At 68.8% G+C, this 13,145-nt stretch carries 8 protein-coding genes; 3 read left to right on the forward strand and 5 right to left on the reverse strand.

The window, feature by feature from the left end; genetic code table 11:
* Positions 1–73: 73 nt before the first annotated feature.
* The gene (locus BLQ73_RS18325; protein WP_093171700.1) at positions 74–883 is read left to right on the forward strand and encodes an SRPBCC family protein; all 810 of its coding nucleotides are present in this window, start codon (positions 74–76) and stop codon (positions 881–883) included.
* A gap of 35 nt (positions 884–918) precedes the next feature.
* Here BLQ73_RS18325 and BLQ73_RS18330 read toward each other — a convergent pair whose 3' ends face one another.
* Positions 919–1,530, reverse strand: a complete 612-nt coding sequence (locus BLQ73_RS18330) for an RloB family protein (protein WP_218125918.1) — start codon at positions 1,528–1,530, stop codon at positions 919–921.
* A complete protein-coding gene (locus tag BLQ73_RS18335; protein WP_093171702.1) occupies positions 1,523–2,848 on the reverse strand; it encodes an AAA family ATPase in 1,326 nt (441 codons plus the stop codon). Before BLQ73_RS18335 ends, BLQ73_RS18330 begins: the two co-directional genes overlap by 8 nt.
* 263 nt (positions 2,849–3,111) lie before the next feature.
* Here BLQ73_RS18335 and BLQ73_RS18340 point away from each other — a divergent pair, with 263 nt between their 5' ends.
* Together BLQ73_RS18340 and BLQ73_RS18345 are read left to right on the forward strand one after the other, a co-directional pair.
* Entirely contained in the window at positions 3,112–5,883 is a 2,772-nt protein-coding gene (locus BLQ73_RS18340) for a bifunctional glycosyltransferase/CDP-glycerol:glycerophosphate glycerophosphotransferase (protein ID WP_093171703.1), read from the forward strand.
* Positions 5,880–7,025, forward strand: a complete 1,146-nt coding sequence (locus BLQ73_RS18345) for a glycosyltransferase (RefSeq protein WP_093171704.1) — start codon at positions 5,880–5,882, stop codon at positions 7,023–7,025. Before BLQ73_RS18340 ends, BLQ73_RS18345 begins: the two co-directional genes overlap by 4 nt.
* 71 nt (positions 7,026–7,096) lie before the next feature.
* Here BLQ73_RS18345 and BLQ73_RS18350 read toward each other — a convergent pair whose 3' ends face one another.
* The 3 genes from BLQ73_RS18350 to BLQ73_RS18365 all read right to left on the reverse strand — a co-directional run bounded on the left by BLQ73_RS18350 (position 7,097) and on the right by BLQ73_RS18365 (position 12,968).
* Positions 7,097–8,137, reverse strand: coding sequence for a sulfotransferase family protein (locus BLQ73_RS18350; RefSeq protein WP_093171705.1), 1,041 nt, complete (start codon positions 8,135–8,137; stop codon positions 7,097–7,099).
* A gap of 24 nt (positions 8,138–8,161) precedes the next feature.
* The gene (locus BLQ73_RS34120; protein ID WP_245691178.1) at positions 8,162–9,160 is read right to left on the reverse strand and encodes a CDP-alcohol phosphatidyltransferase family protein; all 999 of its coding nucleotides are present in this window, start codon (positions 9,158–9,160) and stop codon (positions 8,162–8,164) included.
* Positions 9,161–9,455: 295 nt separating this feature from the next.
* Positions 9,456–12,968, reverse strand: coding sequence for a bifunctional glycosyltransferase/CDP-glycerol:glycerophosphate glycerophosphotransferase (locus tag BLQ73_RS18365; RefSeq protein WP_176955535.1), 3,513 nt, complete (start codon positions 12,966–12,968; stop codon positions 9,456–9,458).
* Between the last annotated feature and the right edge of the window lie 177 nt (positions 12,969–13,145).

The following is a 13,145-nucleotide window of genomic DNA, read 5'->3' on the forward strand; positions in this document are numbered from 1 at the left end:
AGAATGCTCATCTAGCACTTTGCACGGCGCTACCGAGAAGACACGACAAAGGCACACAGAACGGAGTCGTTCCATGGTGATGCGATTCGAGCACGAATTCTCGGTCCCCGTTCCGGTCGAGCAGGCGTGGTCCGTGCTCCTCGATGTCGAGCGCGTCGCCCCCTGCCTACCCGGAGCCACCCTCGACAGCGTCGAAGGCAACGACTTCACCGGCAGAATCAAGGTCAGAGTCGGCCCGATCACCGTTACCTACCGGGGCGAGGCGTCCATCCAGGACATCGACAAGGACGCCCACGCCCTGACCATCAAGGCCGTGGGCAAGGAATCGCGGGGCTCCGGCACGGCCGCCGCCACCGTCACCGCGCGGCTGCATTCCGAGGGCGACCACACCAAGGTCACCGTCGAGACCGGCTTCAACATCACCGGCCGCCCCGCCCAGTTCGGCCGGGGCGTCATGGCCGAGGTCGGCGGCAAACTGATCGACCGGTTCGCCGCGAACCTCTCCGCCCTCCTGGCCGGCCCCGCACCCGAACCGGAAAGCGAGGCCGAACCCGGGGCCAAGACCGCCGAGCCTCGCACCGCAGCCCTGGCAGCCGCCGCACCCACGGCTCCCGAGGTGCCCGACACCGCCCACGGCGCCGAACTCGCCGACGACACCGAACGGCCCCACCTCATCACCGTGCCGCCCACCCCGAGACCCGCCGAGCCCTCCCGCCCGGCCGGCACCGTGCGCACCCCCCGAAGCCCCGAAGAAGAAGCCCTCGACCTCCTCGAAGTCGCCGGCGCCCCCCTCCTGAAACGCGCCGCCCCCGTCTTCGTCGGCTTCGCCGTCATCCTCACCCTCATCTGGGCCGTCCGCCGCCTCCTCGGCCGCCGCGACTGACGCCTCAGAAGGCCCAGGGCCGCCTGAACATCGATCTAGTTTCCTGAAGCCACCAGCTTCACAAGATCAGAGACAGAGCTAAATGGGTTATCAGGCACCCTGAGGCCATCACGGCCGGGAAACCCACAGGACTCCGCGCGCCGTATCGCCACCTTGTAGTCACCATAAGGAAATCCGACCGGCAGGTTCTTGTCAGAGATCCCGAACGACTTGAGTTTGCGTCGCAGAGCCTCTTGGTCCACATAGGACCTATGATCCGCATAATGCCAGAGAATCCATAGGTCAAAACAGGGATTACTTATCGCCATACTTATGGAGAGGCGGTTCGCCTCTCTCAGAGCAGCTTCGAGGAGTTGGTGCCTGTCGACATCCACCACACACCAGACATGGTCGTAACGCTCACCGGGGTGCGCTTTCCGATACAGGAAGGACGCCCGCTCCACAACTCTCAGAGGATCGCGACCGATTCTTTCGACGTCAAGCTTGTAGACGTCGACACCGGTCGCCCGCAGCAGGCGCGCAAGCCCTTTAAAGTATTGAGGCTCTGTTTTCTCCCCCTCGGCTACGATGAGAATCCTTGACTTCTCAGATCTGGTGTTCCGACGACGACGGAGATCGCCACCACGGCGCGACCCCTGCCTACTCACCCTCATCCTTGATGATTGCCGAACGCAGCTCGTCAAGTGAGATCACGGGCACAGCGCCGTATCTTCCCTGAAAATATCTGCGCTCGATGTTGTCGGTCGGGCGGACTGGATATTCCGCCAGCGAGAAGAGTTCCGTGGCGCCGTCCACCCCTTTCTCTGTGAACCAGACCTCGTCTTTTTCCAGGGCGCCGTCCACCAGGGAGCCCATCAGGCTGGTCTCATGGGAGGTGAAGATGATCTGGGCACCTCGCGGGTTGAAGCCGGAGTCTTTGAACATCGCCACCAATGCTGCCGCCAGACGCGGATGCAGGCTGGAATCCAACTCGTCGACGATCAGAACACCGCCATTTTTCAGAACCGACAGCGCGGGCATCCCCAAGGCCAACCAGGCCATTGTCCCGCTGCTTTCATGCGCAAGAGGCAGCACGAACTCCCGCCCGGGGACACCACTGGAATGCGCGAATCTTATTCGCTTCTTGAGGCCGGCAAGGACCTCTTCGGAATTCACCGATCCTCGCGCGGACTCGTCCTCCAGAGGGAAGGTCTCCAGGAAGTGGGCCACAGCCGCAATGATCTTTTCGTCGATGTCCTCTTCGTCGAGGACGACGTCTGTTATCCCGAGGTCGGCAAATCTGAGCAGCGCTACGGCCTGAGCCAGCCTGCCTCCCCCTTCGAGGAGCCCGCGCGCCCACATGAACCGCGCATTCATGTCCATCTCGGTATGCTCGGCATACCGGAAATCTGAGACCAATTGGGTCCACAAGCGGCGCAGGTAGCGATGGTTACTGTTCGCTGCAGTCGACAGGTACAGCATCGGCGGCCTAAGCAGCCGGGCAATGCGTACGTTCTCCCCCTGTAGCGATCGCCCGAACTCGATCTCCGAACCCTCAAGCCCATGACGCTCAAAAAGCACCCGTCTCCGGCCAGACGGATAGCTATACAGCCACTCTCCACCAATCCCATCCACAGAGGATTCAAAGCCGTAAGTATGGCGAATCCCATCGAAAACAACGTCCAGCTCATAGAGGGAGCGACGGCCGGCCGACTTGTCATCAAGCGCAAAGGGCCTATAGGGAAACCTCTCCCTATCGCCCCACCGAGTTGCCGAATAGCGCACGGCGTCGACCATGAAGGCCAAGGCTTCGAGCACGGTGGACTTGCCGGAGGCGTTGGCTCCATAGACTCCGGCCACCCTCGTGGTGACGGAGGCCCAGTCGCCATCAGGGGGTCTCGCCGCAGTGAGCCGTGTGCTGACCAGAGAGAGCTCCGCCTCGTCACGGATGGACCGATGGTTGACGACCCTGAATCGCAGAAGCATGAGGGCTCTCCCTGCACCTAACGTGCATTTTGACAAGCAAATTAGGCGATCATGAACAGTTTGCGCTATGAAACTGCTCTCTACCTGCTGTTATATCTCCTCCCCTGTCGGTTGTCCATGCATAGACAGCGAGCGTCAGGCTCCTGTAGATCGCCGAGTTCCTGGGATAGAGACCCGCAAAGAACCGGTCAGTAGTCCATAAGTCCGGACACTGGCGGACTTACTCTCGGGAATAGCTCAGGTCGGGATCAACAGGGGGATGTATGCCGGGCTGTAGCGTGGTCGTGATCGTGTACAACGACGCGGAGCGGCTTCCGAGGGCGGTGCGGTCGGTGTTGGGCCAGTCGCTTCGCGACCTCGAAGTGATCATCGTGGACGACGCCAGTTCGGACGGCACCGAGGGGGCGGCCAGGGCGTTGGCCGCGGAGGATCCCCGGGTGCGTTATGTGCGCAGGGCGGCGAACAGCGGCGGGTGCGGGGCTCCGAGGAACGAGGGGCTGGAGCGGGTGCGGTCGCCGTACGTGATGTTCGTGGACAGCGACGACGAGCTGACGCCACACGCGTGCAAGAGCATGATGGCCGAGATCGAGCGGACCGGGGCGGACTTCGCGACCGGGCAGATCTCACGGCTGTACGAGACGTCCGGGAGGACGCAGCGGTACTACCCGAACCTCTACCGGCGCAGGACGGTCGACGGCATCGCGGCCGATCCGGAGATGTTCATCGACGGGTTCTCCACGAACAAGCTCTACCGCGTGGATTTCCTGCGGGAGCACGGGCTGCGGTTCCGCGAGGATCTGCACTATGAGGACCACGTGTTCACGGCGGAGCTGTTCGCCGTGGCGCGGCGGTTCGCGGTGGTGCCGTGGCCAGTCTACCTGTGGCACCGGGCGCCGGAGGGCACGGGGCCGCGCACGTCGATCTCGCTGAGCATCAGGGAGATGGACAACGTGCGCCACCGCGTCGAGGCGGCGCGGGCGAGCGACGAGATCCTGCGCGGGCACGGGCTGGCGGAGTTGGTGCCCGAGCGGCAGCACCGGTTCCTCCGCCAGGACCTGCGGGTCTACCTCAACCCGCTGGCCGCGCGGGACCGCCTGTGGACGAAGGAGTTCGCCGAGGTGGTCCGGCCGTACATCGACGGGATCGAGCCGGGTGTGGTCGCGCGGCTGCCGCCGACGCTGCGGGTGTGCTGCCACCTGATCACGGCGGATCGCATCGACGACCTGGCGGTGGCGGCGCGGTCGCTGACGGGGCCGATGGCCCCGCCGCGGGCCGCGGTCACGGTGGACGGGCGCACCTACTGGGGGACCGAACCGGACCCCGCCCTGGACATCACCGCGCTCCGCCTGGCGGAGCTGCCGTACAGCGCGGCGCGGCTGCGCCACGAGGTTGCGGAGATGTGGGCCGACGGCACCGCGATGGTGCTGTCGGTACGCACCTACGACCCGTTCCACGTGCTCGACCGCAACCCCCGCTGGACCGCCTTCCTCCAGCTTAAGACGGGCAAGGTACGGCTTGCGCCGCGCCGCCAGGACGACGGGTCCTACCTGAGCGAGGTCCGGGTCGATCTGGCCGAGCGGACGCCGGGCCGGTTCGGCCTGGGATACACCGGGTGGCACGAGCCGAAGATCGGGTTCACCCGCGATGGGGACGGACATGTGACGACCGACCGACTGCTGGTGGATCGGGCGCTCGAACCGGTCGAGGTGCGCGCCGCCGGGCACACGGTGACGGCCGACCGTGAGGGGGGCGCGGCCTGGCTGCGGATGTGGTGGCGGCAGGAGGGGGTGCGGCGGCGGGTCCCGCTGCTGCTGGCCGCTCGGCGCAAGGTGATCGGAAAGCTGTGCCGTACGGATGTGAAGCTCAAGGTCTACAAGGGGCTGATCCGCGTGGTGCCGCCCCGGCCGGACCTGGCGTTGTTCGAGGCGGACTGCGGCAAGGGCTACACCGGCAACCCGCGCTACATCTACGAGGAGATGCGGCGGCGCGAGCTGCCGGTGCGCGCGGTGTGGTCGGTCGCGAAAAGGCGTGCGGCGTTCCCGCCGGAGGTGACGCTGGTGCGCCGGATGAGCTGGCGTTACATCTGGATGCTCGCCCGCGCCGGCATATGGGTGGACAGCCACAACCTCCCGCTGGATTTCCCCAAGCCGCGCGGAACCCGCTATCTGCAGACCTGGCACGGGCAGGGCATCAAGACGGTGGGCTTCGACGCCCCCGACCTGCGCTCCGATATGGACGGACCGCGGACCGCCTGGCGTGCGTCGGTGGCCCGGTGGGACGCGCTGGTGTCGCCGGGCGCGGAGTTCGAGCGGGTGTTCCTGCCGGCGAACGGCTATGAGGGGCCGGTGCTGCGCTTCGGGTCTCCCCGCTGCGACGTGCTGGTGCGCGGTGACGAGGAGGCGGCTCGGCGGGTGAGGGAGCGCCTGGAGATCCCGACGGGAGCGCGGGTGCTGCTCTATGCGCCGACCTACCGCGACCAGCTCAAACGCTCCGGCAGGTCGGTCAGGGCGGATCTCGCGAGGATGGCGGAACGCCTGGCGGGAGAGTGGGTGGTGCTGCTGCGCACCCATCCGGTGGAACGCTACCGGGTGCCTGAGCAGCTGCGGCATTTCGTACGGCCCGCCGGATCGTATCCGGAGGTCAACGACCTCATGCTCGCCTCCGACGCGCTCCTGACGGACTATTCCTCGATCATGTGCGACTACGCGATCACCGGTCGGCCGATGCTGTTCCTGATCGACGACTGGGACGAGTTCCGGCTCGTCGGACGCGGGGTCTACCACGACCTGCCGTCGATCGCCCCCGGTCCTTGTGTGACGACGACCGAGGAGGTCGTCGAGGCGCTCGGCGACCTGGGGAGGGTCGGTGCCGACTACGCCGAACGCTATCGGTCCTTCCGCGGGCTGTGGTGTGCGGAGGAGCGGGGCCACGCGGCGGAGCGGGTCGTCACCGCCTTCTTCGAACCCGGGCCGCGGACGGCTGCGCCGTACCGCCGCCCGCGGCCGGTGGCCGCCTCGACGGGAGCATCCCGATGACGGCCGCAGCAGAGAGCACGCGGCCCGCCGCCGGGCCCGGCCGCGCCGTACGTCCCCCGGGGGCGTCGCTGGTGTTCGTGTGCATGGACGCCGACACGCTGGGCGGCATTCAGCGGGTCACGCATACCGTCGCCCAGGGGCTGGCGGAGCGCGGCTACGGGGTGCAGGTGGTCGGCCTGCACCGGGCGGTCCACCCGTTCCGCTACGTCGAGCGCCCGCTGTATCACCACCACGTGATCCACAGGACGCCGTTGGGGCCGCTGGGGAGGGTGGCCAGGTGGAGGGGCGACCGGGTGCTGCGCGGGCTCTTCGACGAGCTGCCGCCCGGATTTGTGATCATGACCTCGCCGGGGGTGGTCGCGCGGCTCGCCGAGCTGGTGCCGCCGCGGCTGCGGCGCATCGGGCAGTATCACGGCTCCTACGAGCACGCCCGCGGCTCGTGGCATCTCGGCTCTATCCGCAGGCAGTACGGCAAGCTCGACCAGGCGGTGTTCCTCAGCGAGGACGACGCCTGGCGGTTCACCGAGCACGCGTTGCTGCCGAACGCCTACGCCATCCCGAATCCGCTGCCCACCTGGCCGGACGCGGCCTCGCCGCTCACCGGCAGGCGGGTGCTCGGGGTCGGGCGGCTTGAAGGTGTGAAGCGGTTCGACCGGCTGATCTCGGCGTTCGCCGCGGCGAGCCGTGCCGTACCGGAGCGCTGGGAGCTGCACCTGATCGGGGACGGCGCGGAACGGGAGCGCCTGGCGGCGCACGCTGCCCGCCATACGGTCACCGACCGGGTGGTGTTCCGGGGGCGGGTGCCGGCTTCGGAGATGGGGGCGGAATACCTGGGCGCGGCCGTCCTCGGGATGTCGAGCGAGCACGAGGGGCTGCCGCTGGTGCTCGGTGAGGCGGCGGCGCACGGGGTGCCGTCGGTGTCCTTCGACGTGTCGGGAGGGGTGCGCGCCGCCGTCGGGGACGGCGGCGTCCTGGTGCCCCCGGCCGACGTCCCGGCCTTCGCCGAGGCGCTCACGGCCCTGATGGCCTCGCCGGACGAGCGGCGGCGCCTCGGCGACGCCGCTCGTGCCCATGCGTGGGGCTTCCACCTGCCGCACGTGCTCGACCGATGGGAGAGGCTGTTCTCCCACGTCTCGCGGTGACCACTCGTGGCGGCCCCTCGCGGTGACCCCTCGCGGTGACCCCTTGTGGCGGCCCCTCGGGGTGGTCGGGGTCAGACGTATTCGGGGGACTGCGCCGACGCCCGCGGGACGTCGGCGAGAGCGCGCTGCTCCGAGGTGAGCAGCGCCGCGACCGGGCTCGGCTCACGCAGCCGGTTGACCCGGTCGCGCAGCTCGCGGCGCAGCCGCGACGCCTTGCGCCGCTGCGCGGTGCGGTGGTAGGTGAGCTGCTGCTTCGCCGTCACGCGGGGCGCGCCCGAGAGCGTGTAACCCAGCGATGTCAGGCGCTCCCCCAGCATCTGCTCGCACAGGGCGATCTCCCACGGCTCAAGGCGCTCCGCCCAGCTTCCGACCTTCTTCTGGTTCACTTCGGTGTGGGTGTTGCTGTGCCAGACCTTGTGCGGAGGTACGGCGACGCTGGCCGCCTCGCGCGGTGAGCACATCGCCGGGTCGAAGTCCTCGTCGAGGAACACGCACAGCCTCTTGAGCTCGCCCTCGGGGTCTGCGGTCAGATCCTCGTAACGCAGCTCGTAGTAGGTGTCGGCGGGGAGCCTGCGGGCGTGGCGGCGCCCGAAGTCGATGGCCTCGGCCCAGGTGGCGACCGCGTGGTTGACGTCCAGGGTGTACCAGGGCATCTCCTTGAGCGAGGCCACGCAGTCGCGCCCGTCACGGATCAGATGGATGAACTGCGCGTCCGGGAACAGCCGGAGCAGCAGGTCGATCTGCTTCACGTAGCTGGGGCGCTTGTCGCCCCACCGCGCCTTGCCGTACTTGTCGGCGTAGTCGCGGAACGCGGTGCCAATGACCGATCCGAGAGAGCCCGGCCCGTTCGCCACATGCTCGACGAACTCGGCGCCGTCGACGCCGAGGTCGCGGAACTTGGTGGTGCGGTCTTTCGCGATCCACTCGGCCAGCTCACGCCTCGCACCCACTTCGCGCAGGTCTCCGTAGACCCGGCGGTGGTAGTAGGCGGGAATCAGGAAGCGTGTCTCCGGCGGCACCGCGATCCGCGGATGCGAGTGCAGCATGAGCTGCAGCATCGTGGTGCCGGAGCGCGGGCAGCCGATGACGAAGACCGGCCTGTCTGACTGCATGACTTGGACCCCCGTTGAATCCGTTCAAGCGAGCGCGTGCTCGTGGCTCTTGTCGGCCGGCCGCGCCGCGCCACGCGTGTAGAGCCACATCCGATAGACAAGAAAGATCTCGTTGGCCAGAAGCAGGGCACCGGCCCCGACGGATATCGGGACCAGCGCCCCGGCGCCGAGCAGCGGGGCGACCACGAACACGGCGGCGTGGAACTCGATGCCGCTGATCAGATGGCTGCGCACCCGGTGCCGGGCCAGGAAGCGGTCGAACCGGCGGAACGGGCCCCCACCCTGCTCCGCCGCGGTGCCGAGCGCTCCTGCCTCGGTCGTCACCCCGGTCTCCGCGTTCTTGCCGGTAGCCCCCGCGTGCGCCGTCGACCCCGCAGGGGCCGGGCCGCCGTGCGCGGGAAGCGCGTGTACGGCCGCGGCGGTCCCCGCAGTCCCCGCAGTCCCCGCAGCCGCCGCGGCCACGGGGACCGCCGGGGCCTCCGTGGCCGAGGGCAGCGCGTCCATCTCCTCGCGCGGCCGGGGCGGGTAGAGCGCCCGGCGGTGCCGCTTGACGGTGTCCCGCACGCGCTTCATCTGAGGCGCGTTGACGTATCGGAACAGGTCGAGCACCGCGATGCCCGCACCGACCACGATGTAGAGGATGTCCCCCGTGACCGCGTATTGCCCGTAGGCGAGTCCCGCGGCGCAGAAGACCACGCGGATCCGGTCGCCCACATAGTCGAGCCACAGACCGAACGGCGTGCCCGTGCCCTTCAGACGGGCGATCTTGCCGTCCATGCAGTCGACCATGAAGCTGAGGTAGAAAAGCAGGGCCCCGGCCCACAGGTGGCCGAGGGCCAGTGACGCGGCGGACCCCATCCCGAGGAGAAGAGAGAACACCGTGAGCCCGTTGGGCGTGATCTCCGTCCGATTCGCGACGATCAGAGCCAGGCGACAGGCAAGCGGGTCGACGGCGAACACCGTCCACCACGAGTCTCGCCGCTTTCGTGCGGCGTGGATGTCCTCCAGAGAAAAGGTCCTCATGAATGCCAGCATGACCACGTCCGGCCTATGGTCTGTCACTCTCTGTGACTCTTAGGAGATCTCCATGCCGGTTCTTGACCTTCGCCGGAAGCCGGAGACGACGAAAGGCGCCTCCCCCACCAAAAAGGGAAGCGCCCATAGGCGTGCTTGAGGGCATTTTTCACGTAGTCAGACCCGCGAGCGCTGTGCATGACCAACCTCCAGGTCAAGCGACGGCGACGCTCGCGTACGGCCGGAGCCCGGCCGGCCGGGAGCCCCCGCCCGCCGGCCGGCTCCGCCGTACGCGGCACGAGGGTCAGCGCCCGAGCAGATGGCCGACAACCCGCCCGGAGGCTCCGCCGTCGTCGTGGGGACAGAACCTCTCGCGGAACGCCGTATAGGCGTCGCCGTACCGGCCGGCGACCGCGTCGAGGTCGCGCAGAACGTCGATCACCTCGTCGGAGGTGCGGACCACCGGCCCCGGCGCGCACTCCTCCAGGTCGAAGTAGAACCCGCGGACCTCGTCGCGGTAGCGCTCCAGGTCATAGGTGAAGAACACGATCGGCCGCCGCGTGTTCGCGAAGTCGAACATCGCCGAGGAGTAGTCCGTGACCAGCACGTCGGAGGCGAGGTGGAGGTCGGCGATGTCGGGAAAGCGCGAGACGTCGATCGCGGAGGGCGGCAGCGCCTGGCGCCTGCGCTGGGTGACCAGGTAGTGGGCGCGCACCAGCACCGTGACGCCGTCCCCGAGCACCGCGTGCAGGCGGGCGAGGTCGAGCTCCAGGTCGAACAGGCACTTGCCCGCCGCCACGTACCGGTCGTCGCGCCACGTCGGCGCGTAGAGCACGACCCGGCCGCCCTCCGGCACCCCGAGCCGCCGTCGTGTCCGCCGCGCGCGCTCGGCGGCGTCCTCGCGGAAGAAGACGTCGTTACGGGGATAGCCGACCTCCAGGATCTCGCCCTGGTAGCCGAAGGCGCTGCGCATGAGGGGGGTGGCGAACGGGCTCGGGGAGATCAGCAGGTCCCACTTCGGCACCTCGGCGCGCATCCAGTCGAGTTTCTCGGTGCGGCGGTACGGCCGGGCCGAGAGGTCGTATCCCATGAGCTTGAGCGGCGTGCCGTGCCACGTCTGGAGATAGGTCTGGCCCGGCCTCTTGTCGAACCACCGCTGCTGGCCGAAGTTGCCCACCACGTAGCGGGCGCGGGCCATCGCCTCGTAGTGGTCCCGGCTGCCGGCGAGCACGGTCCGCGTGCCGGGCGGCACGGCGAACTGGCCGTCCTTGGTGACCCACACCGCCGCGAGGTGCGGGGCGCGCTCGCGGAGGGCCTCGAAGACCGCGCGCGGATTGCACGAGAACTGCGAGCCCGCGTAGCTGTCGAACACCACGAGGTCGCGCAGGGGTTCCCGCCGGAGGCGCGGATAGACGCTGTCGCGCAGGACCGCCCGCGCCCGCGCGCCCCGCTCGTCGTGCCCCAGCGCGTGCCGCACCCGCAGGTGCGCGGCGTCGGCCTGGTGCGTGCCCAGCGTGTACTCGTGGTGTCCCGCCACCCTCGGAGCCGGAAGCAGCGGGAAGGCGGCCCGGTCGACCACGACGGGCACCTCGCCGTCCGGCCCCTCGACCAGGAGGTCCCACAGGCCGCGCCCGAGCGGGAGTTCGCCTCCCGGGCCCGGCATGGCGGCGGGCGCGAACTCCGCGGTGAACCCGCCGTCTTCACTGCGGAAGCGCACGGCCGCCTCGTAGCTGTCGCCCGTACGGCGGCGCCGCAGACTCATGCGCTCGGGCCGCCACCCGTCCACCGCCACGTCGCCGCGCAGCACCAGCCTGTCGTCGTCTGTCCAGTGCGCCTGCCCGACCACCGGGCGCGGCGCCCTCTCGACGAGGCTGAGGCAGCCGGACAGGGTGCGGGTGAGCGCGGCCTCCCTGACGCCGTCGGCGTGCCGGGGCAGGGCCAGCCCGCCCTCCACCATCACGCGTTTCCTCTTACCGGTGCCGACCATCCAGAAGTCCCACAGCACCCCGTCGCCCGCCGGGACCGTCTGCCTCCCCGGGGCGGCCGGGCCCGTGCAGGGGAGGTCCGCGAGCGGGACGCGCGCCCTGAACTCCGACGACTTGCCGATGTGGGCCACCAGTTCGACCGGGATGTCGATCCTGTCGCGCGCTCTGCGCCGCACGAGCGACAGGCTCGCTCCCGGCGTCGGCTTCTTCAGCCAGCCGCGGAGCTCCAGCGCGTCGCCGTCCACCTCGGCGGCCGTGACCATGGCCCTGGCCTCGTTGACCTGGAGGAGGAACAGGTTGTCCTCCGAGCAGACCGGCTGCACCACCACCCGGGGGACGATCTCGTGGCCGGGGAACAGCCGCCGGTAGGCGTGCCAGGGGCCCGCGACGCGGCCGGTCCTTGCGACGCCCCGGCCCGTGACCTCCACGTGGAGTTCCCACGCGGACCTGCGCCAGCGCCGCCCCGTGCGCAGGGAGGAGAACCGGACCGAGGTCTGGAAGCCGGCCCAGTCGTAAATGTGCGCGGCGTCCCCGGCGTCGGCGGTGATCTCCGGCCTGAGGGTGCGCGTGACGGGCAGCTCGACGACGGCTCCCGTCGCCCGGTCCGACAGCCATAGGCGGATCTTGGTCTGATCGGCCGAGGCCGCGTTGAGCCCCTTGATGTAGGCGCGGCCGTTCAATGTGAGCCCGCCCGGGCAGGGGGTCACGTCCTCGACCCTGGAATGCAGGACCATCTCCCGGCTGAACTCATAGACGCTGTCGGGGACACCCCGCGAGCGGTCTCGGAAGAAGGGGTGTTCCACAAACCACTTCGGGCGGAACAGGCCGACGCTTTTGACCCGGGCCGAGCCCGACCGGTTCGCCTCGTAGTCCAGAACCTCAAGGAGCTCCGGCACCATGCGCCTGCGCGCCAGGTGGAACTTGAGCCGCCGGATCGAGGCCAGCCCCTCGAACACCTCGGGGTCGATGTCGGCGAGATAGGCGTCGGCGAGGTTCAGCAGCTCCCGGCGCTCGTCCGCGGAGACCGACCCCATGGCGTTCACCACCAGGTTCAGGTCGACGTCGAGCATGTAGCGGTCGTAGAGCGGCTTCAGCTGCGGGGCGTTCGACGCGAGGAAGCGGCCCACGGTGCGCACCGCCGCCATGCGGTGGACGATGTTGGGCAGTTCCCTGGCCCTCTGGGTGATGGAGCGGTCGCCGTCCTCGCGGATGCGCCAGTAGTAGACGACGTTGCGCAGCACGTCGACGCTCCGCGCGAGCACGTGGGCCGCGACCGTGACCGGTGAGTCCTCGTAGAGCCCGCCCGGGAACTCGAATCCGTGGGCGTCCCAGAACGTGCGCCGGTAGACCTTGTTCCACACCGTGCGGTCTTGGAGCAGCGCGGTGAAGTCACGCACATGGGTCTTCTTGCGGGTCGCGCGAAACGGCTCGACATGCGACCACGATTTGGTGATGCCGGCCGAGCTCAACCGGCGCACGCCTCCGCAGGAGATGTCGGAGCCGGTGCGCTCCAGCGAGGTGACCAGCGTCTCGTACGCCGTGCGGGGCAGCACGTCGTCGCTGTCGGCGAAGGCCAGGTAGGTGCCGGTCGCGTGGGCCGTGCCGGTGTTGCGCGCCCGGCCGAGGCCCTGGTTCTCCTGCTCGACGATGCGAAATCTCGGGTCTTTGTCCACCCGGTTTTTGGCTATGACCGCGCTCGCGTCCACAGAACCGTCGTCCACCAGGATGAACTCGACGTCTTTCAACGTCTGCGCCGCCAGCGAGGCCAGGCATTCCTCGAAATACGGCTCGACGTTGTAGTAGGGGACGACGACACTGAGCAAGGGCGCCATGGTGGTGCTCCTCATGGAATCAGCTTGAGCGCGTGCACGGCGCGAGCCTTCGGCGGGCACCCTGACACACGCGAGCTCCTTCCGGCGCGGGCAGGGCTTGCGGGTGCGGGCTCAGCGCTATGGCGTGGCTATGGCGTGGCATGGGCGGTGGGCGTGCGGAGGGGCCGGCGAGGATTG

This window comes from Sinosporangium album (assembly GCF_900100605.1).
Taxonomy (GTDB): Bacteria; Actinomycetota; Actinomycetes; order Streptosporangiales; family Streptosporangiaceae; genus Sinosporangium; species Sinosporangium album.